General features: G+C 71.7%; 8 protein-coding genes and 2 pseudogenes. 7 read left to right on the top strand and 3 right to left on the bottom strand.

Features of this window, described 5'->3' with window-relative positions; genetic code table 11:
* Positions 1-768: copper resistance CopC family protein (locus P2Q00_RS50420; protein WP_275781966.1), on the bottom strand; the 768-nt coding region annotated here is incomplete at its 3' end.
* A 138-nt stretch (positions 769-906) separates the two neighbouring features.
* The gene (locus P2Q00_RS50425; protein ID WP_275781967.1) at positions 907-1,374 is read right to left on the bottom strand and encodes a cupin domain-containing protein; all 468 of its coding nucleotides are present in this window, start codon (positions 1,372-1,374) and stop codon (positions 907-909) included.
* Between the two features lie 120 nt (positions 1,375-1,494).
* Here P2Q00_RS50425 and P2Q00_RS50430 point away from each other — a divergent pair, with 120 nt between their 5' ends.
* The 5 genes and pseudogenes from P2Q00_RS50430 (at position 1,495) to P2Q00_RS50450 (ending at position 4,366) form a co-directional block, all read left to right on the top strand.
* Positions 1,495-2,985, top strand: coding sequence for a hypothetical protein (locus P2Q00_RS50430; protein WP_275781968.1), 1,491 nt, complete (start codon positions 1,495-1,497; stop codon positions 2,983-2,985).
* Between the two features lie 25 nt (positions 2,986-3,010).
* Entirely contained in the window at positions 3,011-3,604 is a 594-nt protein-coding gene (locus P2Q00_RS50435) for an HhH-GPD-type base excision DNA repair protein (RefSeq protein WP_275781969.1), read from the top strand.
* 48 nt (positions 3,605-3,652) lie between these two features.
* Positions 3,653-3,781, top strand: a pseudogene (locus P2Q00_RS50440) (HdeD family acid-resistance protein); the annotation flags it as partial.
* Between the two features lie 80 nt (positions 3,782-3,861).
* On the top strand, positions 3,862-4,182 hold the full coding sequence (locus tag P2Q00_RS50445; protein WP_275781970.1) for a hypothetical protein: 321 nt from the start codon (positions 3,862-3,864) through the stop codon (positions 4,180-4,182).
* Positions 4,183-4,243: 61 nt separating this feature from the next.
* Positions 4,244-4,366 carry a hypothetical protein gene (locus tag P2Q00_RS50450; RefSeq protein ID WP_275781971.1) on the top strand — a complete coding sequence of 41 codons (123 nt, stop codon included), beginning with the start codon at positions 4,244-4,246 and terminating at the stop codon, positions 4,364-4,366.
* A 35-nt stretch (positions 4,367-4,401) separates the two neighbouring features.
* Here the strand turns inward: P2Q00_RS50450 and P2Q00_RS51250 are convergent.
* Positions 4,402-4,570: pseudogene (locus tag P2Q00_RS51250) on the bottom strand (helicase HerA-like domain-containing protein); the annotation flags it as partial.
* A gap of 97 nt (positions 4,571-4,667) precedes the next feature.
* On the opposite strand from P2Q00_RS51250, the gene P2Q00_RS50455 reads away from it, so the two are divergent.
* Together P2Q00_RS50455 and P2Q00_RS50460 are read left to right on the top strand one after the other, a co-directional pair.
* Complete coding sequence (locus P2Q00_RS50455; protein ID WP_003999914.1) at positions 4,668-4,964, top strand: type II toxin-antitoxin system VapB family antitoxin; 297 nt, start codon at positions 4,668-4,670, stop codon at positions 4,962-4,964.
* A 111-nt stretch (positions 4,965-5,075) separates the two neighbouring features.
* The gene (locus P2Q00_RS50460) at positions 5,076-5,717 is read left to right on the top strand and encodes a LytR C-terminal domain-containing protein (protein WP_275781972.1); all 642 of its coding nucleotides are present in this window, start codon (positions 5,076-5,078) and stop codon (positions 5,715-5,717) included.
* The last annotated feature ends 1 nt before the right edge of the window (position 5,718 follow it).

Here is a 5,718-nt window from a genome sequence, read left to right on the forward strand (position 1 = left end):
ACCGGCGGCGAGGAGCGGACGCGGCCATGCGTCGCGTTTGCGCAGTCGTACGGCGAACGCGGCGGTGATCAGCAGCAGGGCGAGCCGGGCCAGCAGGGCCAGCCCGGGGCGGCTCGTGAGGGTGCGGGTGAAGGCCGAGGCGTCGAAGGCGGTCGCCGGGCCCGTGCCGGTCTCGTACGGGGCGCGCAGCACCAGCAGCGCCAGGGTGGCCGCCAGCAGGGTCCACCAGCCCGCCACCAGGGGCTTGTGGAGCGGGCTGCGGTCGTCCGGCCGGCAAAGCACTACGAAGGCGGCGGTACCGATGACCAGAGCCACCGCCAGATACGCCAGATAGCGGGCGATGTTGTAGAGGCCGGCGGTCGCCGGGTTCTCGACCGGGCCGGTGTCGACGGAGGCGACCGTCGCGGAGGCTTTGCCGACCGAGAAGGTGAACGCGCCGCCCACCGGATGACTGTCCGCCGAGACGACCCGCCAGGCCACCACATATGTGCCCTTGGCGAGCTTCTTCGGCAGGGTCACGCTCGCCGTGTCGGAACGGCCCTCGGCGTGCTGCGCCGCACCGGTGCGCACGCGGCGGTTGTCGGGGTCCAGGACGCGGAAGGAGTCGTCGAGCAGACCGACGGACTCCGTGAAGGTCAGGGTGATGTGGCGGGGGGCCGCCCTGAGGACGGTGCCGTCCTCGGGATCTGTGGCCTTGAGTGCTGCGTGGGCAGCCGCTGTTCCGGCGCCGCCGAGGACGAGCAGGACCAACAGGGCGCCCAGCAGCACCAGCCCTTGAACTCCGCGGTGCCCGCAGAGCCCTCGCCGCCCCCTGCCTCGACCGTCACACCCCACGCCACTCTCCGTCTCGGCCCTGCCGCCTTCCCGATAGGTACGGACGCGAACCGCCGAGCGCTCACCCCGACCTCATGGTCGGCACAGTTCCGCAATCCGGCCGGCCTCGGCCGGATACCGTGCCGTGAGCTCGGCCACGTCCCCGTGCTCGTAACCCTCGAAGGTGAAGCCGGGCGCCATCGTGCACCCGAAGAACGTCCAGGCGCCGACGGTCCGCCCGCCCATCCAGGTACCGGCGGGAACGGTGAACTGGAGGTGCCGGCCACCCAGGACGTCCGGCCCGAGCACCACCGTCCCGGACGTGCCGTCCGCGGCGAGGAGCAGCAGCTCCAGCGGGTCGCCCAGGTAGAAGTGCCAGATCTCGTCGGTGGGCAGGCGGTGCAGGGCCGAGAAGTCGTCCGCCGTCAGCAGGGCCACGATGGCGGTGCCCTCCGGCCTGCCGTCGGCCCGCTCGGGGCCCGCCCAGGTCTGGCGGAACAGGCCGCCCTCGCGCGGGATCGGTTCCAGTTCGTAGTGGGCTACGAGGTCTTCGGGGGTCACCCGGGGAAGGCTACCTCCCGTTCCAGGAACGCCAGTTGGGCCTTCTTCTCGGGCATGTACAACCTTCCTGCTGCCCTGTGTGTCTGGTGGGACATCCGTTGCATGAGTCAAGGAGTCCCGTTGCGCAGAGCAGTCCTGGCGACAGCCGTGCTCACCGCGTCCGTCGCGGTCACGCTCACCCCTGTCACATCCTCCGCCGCCGCCCCCTACAAGGGCGCCAACACGGCGGCCGTCCAGGACGACTTCAACGGTGACGGGTACCGGGACCTGGCGGTCGGGGCTCCGTATGCGGCCAACGGGAGCGTGGAGGCGGCCGGGGCGGTCGTCGTGCTGTACGGCGGACCGGGCGCCTCGGTCAGCGCCACGCGGCGGACCGTCATCACCCAGGCGACGTCCGGGATTCCGGGGGATCCCGAGGAGTACGACCGCTTCGGCGGGACGGTGGCCGACGCCGACCTCGACCGGGACGGGTACGCGGACCTGATCGTCGGCACCCCCGACGAGGATGTGAGCGGCAAGGAGCTGCGGGGTTCGGTGACCGTCGTGTGGGGTGGGCCGAACGGCCTGAAGGGCGGCGCGAACATCGCCCCGCCGAGCGGGTACGGCGACGGGCGGACGTACTGCCGCTTCGGGCTGTCCCTGGCAACAGGGGACATGAACGGGGACGGGGCGCCGGAGCTGGGCGTCGGCTCGGGCTGCGAGGCCGTCACCTACACGGGGCCGTTCGCGCGCACCGGCAAGGCCGCGCAGACGGTCCACGACGACTTCTACGGCGGCACCCGTGGCGTGGTGATGGGCGACGTCGACGGCGACGGCAGGGCGGAGCAGTTCTGGCTGCCCGGGCCCACCGACGGCGACCTGCGCGGACCGGTGTACGTCCAGCACGGCGGCAAGGCCGGGGAGCCCAACCCGACCGCGGTCCGCACCGAACTCCCTTACGCCGACGGCCACGCGGGCCAGATCGGCGACATCAACGGCGACGGCTACGGCGACCTCGTCACCGGCATCTCGGAGGACGACTCCCTGGCGGGCGAGACCGGCGCCGCCCACCGTGGCGGCGAGATCCAGGTCCTCTACGGCAGCGCACAGGGCATCACCGCCGACCAGAAGCCCACGGTCTACCACCAGGACACGGCCGGCGTCCCCGGCACCGCCGAGGACGGCGACGAGTTCGGCCAGTCGCTGAGCGTCGGCGACGTCGACGGCGACAAGTACGCCGACGTCCTGATCGGCTCCCCCGGCGAAGCCGTCGGCACGCACAAGCTGGCCGGTACCGCCGTGCTGCTGCGCGGCTCCGCCTCCGGCCTGACCACCGCCAAGGCCGCCGGATACACCCAGGACACGGCGGGCATCCCGGGCGCCGTCGAGTCCGGCGACCAGTTCGGCGCCGCCGTCCACCTCGCCGACCTCAACAAGGACGGCAGGGCCGAGACGGTCGTCGGCGCACCCACCGAGAACAGCGACGGCTGCCTGTGGGTCGCCCGCGGCTCGGCGTCGGGCCCCGTCCTCGGCGGCTCGGTCAACGTCTGCGGCAAGAGCGCCGGCATCGGCGTGTACAACGTCAAGGGCTACTTCGGCGCCGCACTGAGCAGCCCCCACGTGGAGAACTAGCACCCCCGGAGGCATGATCGGGGTCATGGACGTCACCCTTCACCTCGCCCAGGACCCCGAGGCCGACGAGCTCCTCGGACGCTCCCCGCTCGCCGCGCTCGTCGGGATGCTGCTGGACCAGCAGGTCCCGATGGAGTGGGCGTTCAAGGGCCCCCGCACGATCGCGGACCGGCTCGGCGCCGACGACCTGGACGCGCACGAGATCGCCGTACAGGACCCGGACGCCTTCGCGGCGCTGCTCTCCGAGAAGCCGGCGGTCCACCGCTACCCGGGCTCCATGGCCAAGCGCATCCAGCAGCTGTGCCAGTACCTCGTCGAGCACTACGACGGGAACGCGGAGCTCGTCTGGAAGGGCGTGGCCGACGGCCGGGAGCTGCTGAAGCGGCTGGAGGACCTGCCCGGCTTCGGCAAGCAGAAGGCGCAGATCTTCCTGGCACTGCTGGGCAAGCAACTGGGCGTACGGCCGACGGGCTGGCGGGAGGCCGCGGGCGGCTACGGCGAGGCGAACTGCCACCGCTCCGTCGCCGACATCGAGGGCCCCGAGTCGCTGGCCAAGGTGCGAGCGCACAAGCAGGAGATGAAGGCGGCGGCGAAGGCCGCGAAGGCGGGCGGGAAATAGCCGTCAGCCGACCGGCCCCAGGGGTGGCGTGGCGCCCTCGGGGAGCCCTCACCTTTCGAATCGGTCGCCGTCCTCACCCTCGTCGGCGGCATCTGGCTGGTCGCGGTCGGCGTGGTCGAGATCGTCACCGCGATCCGCATTCGAGGCCGGGCCCGGCAGGTGCCACGCGCCCTGTGAGCCGTGCCCGATCCCCCGAACGGGCGGTTCTCGCGCCCGACGTGCTGAACGGCGGACGTGTCGTGGGCAGATGACCTCCCGTGAGCACCGTACGAAGCCTCCCCCGCGGCCGAGCCTGGCTGCGGACGCTCGTCCTGCTGCTCGCCCTGCTGGTACCGGGCACCCATGTGGAGGTGCATGCGGCACCGTCCGCGGCCACGGAGACCGTCGAGTACGACGCCCTGGACGCGGCCCTGCGGCCACCGGCCGACGCGCTGCACTGCACCGTCGTGGCCCTGCGCCCGACCCCCCTCCAGGCCCCGGCCCCGGCACCCGGCACCCCGGCGGACCGCCCCCTCCCCGGCCCGCCCCGGCCGCCGCACGCCCTGACCGCGCTGCGCTCCGTGGTCCTGCGCTGCTGACAGACCCCGGCTCCCCGGACAAGTCAGTCAGTCACGACGCAAGGAACCAAGGAACACAGCCATGCCCACCGACCCGTACGCGGTCCTGCGCGCCCTGCTGCGCGCGGAAGCCGCACGCAACGCACCCAAGCCGAACCCTAAGAAGCCGGAAGCCAAGCAGTCCCCGAAGGAACGGGACCGCTGATCCGCCGGCGGAGGCGGGCGTCCCCCGTGGACCCGCCGCCTCCGCCGGGCCGTCCCGTAGACCGACCGGGTGATCTTCGGCCCGATCTGCGTGCCCGGCGGACGGGCCAGGGACTTGAACACACCGCTGCCCACGACCCGCCGTCGGCTTCTCGCAGGCCGACTCTCTGTCCACAGCCTGTGCGTAACGCCCGCACAACGGGGCCCCTGATCCTGTTTGCCCCGATTCGCAACTTCTTTTCCAGCGTCGCACTCCGTCTCCATGGCTGCGCCCGGAAGGTCTTGACCGGTAGGCTTTCCGTGTGATCTTCAAGCGCATCGGAAACGGCCGGCCGTACCCCGACCACGGCCGGGAAAGCACCCGGCAGTGGGCGGACGTCGCGCCGCGCCCGGTCCGCCTCGATCAGCTCGTCACCACCAAGGGACAGCTCGACCTGGAGACCCTCCTGGCCGAGGACTCGACCTTCTACGGCGACCTGTTCGCACACGTCGTCAAGTGGCAGGGCGACCTGTATCTCGAGGACGGCCTCCACCGCGCGGTCCGGGCCGCACTGCAGCAGCGCCAGGTACTCCACGCGCGCGTGCTCGAACTGGACTGACGCGCACCCCAAAGGGCCTGCCGGCAAAGGCTTGGCCCTTTTGGGTTCACCTGTGCGGCCTCGAATGATCATCTAGTAGGCATCGCCGCCCGGGCGCACTACGCTGCGCTCATGAGCATGCTGACTCCCCCAGGCATGGGCGGCAAGTACCGGATCACGGGGGACAAATACCCGCGCATGCGCAGGCGGCGGCGCGGCAGGCTCGTGGTCGCCCTGCTGGCCTCCGTCACCGCGCTCGGCCTGGTCGGCTGGGGCACTCTGCAGCTCATCGACCTCTTCACCGGCGGCGGCGAGAAGGCCTCGGCGGCGGGCCCCAAGGCGGACTGCGCGACCAAGGCGAGCCCGTCGGCCCGCAGCACGGCGGCCGCCCTCCCCAAGCCCGCCGCGATCACGGTCAACGTCTACAACGCCACGTCCCGCAGCGGTCTGGCCAAGAGCACGGCGGACGAACTCAAGAAGCGCGGCTTCAAGATCGGCGACGTGGGCAACGCGTCCAAGGACTTCGACCAGAAGATCAAGGGCACCGGCGTACTGCTGGGCCCGAAGTCCGCGTTGAACACGACGCTCCCGGTGCTGGCCACGCAGCTGTCCGCCGTCGAACGGCGCACGGATGCGGCCCGCAAGGGCGCGGCTGTGGACCTGATCCTCGGCGATGCGTTCAAGGACCTGACGAAGAAGCCGGACGCCGACAGGGCACTGGCCGCGCTGGCCAACCCTCAGCCGACGCCCACGTCTTCAACGAAGAGCTGCTGAG

Source organism: Streptomyces coacervatus, assembly GCF_029223485.1.
Taxonomy (GTDB): Bacteria; Actinomycetota; Actinomycetes; order Streptomycetales; family Streptomycetaceae; genus Streptomyces; species Streptomyces coacervatus.

Coding starts and splice junctions, on each gene's coding strand:
- P2Q00_RS50435 (WP_275781969.1), top strand. CDS start 3,011: ATGGACGTCACCCTTCACCTCGCCCAGGACCCCGAGGCCGACGAGCTC.
- P2Q00_RS50450 (WP_275781971.1), top strand. CDS start 4,244: ATGCCCACCGACCCGTACGCGGTCCTGCGCGCCCTGCTGCGCGCGGAA.
- P2Q00_RS50460 (WP_275781972.1), top strand. CDS start 5,076: ATGAGCATGCTGACTCCCCCAGGCATGGGCGGCAAGTACCGGATCACG.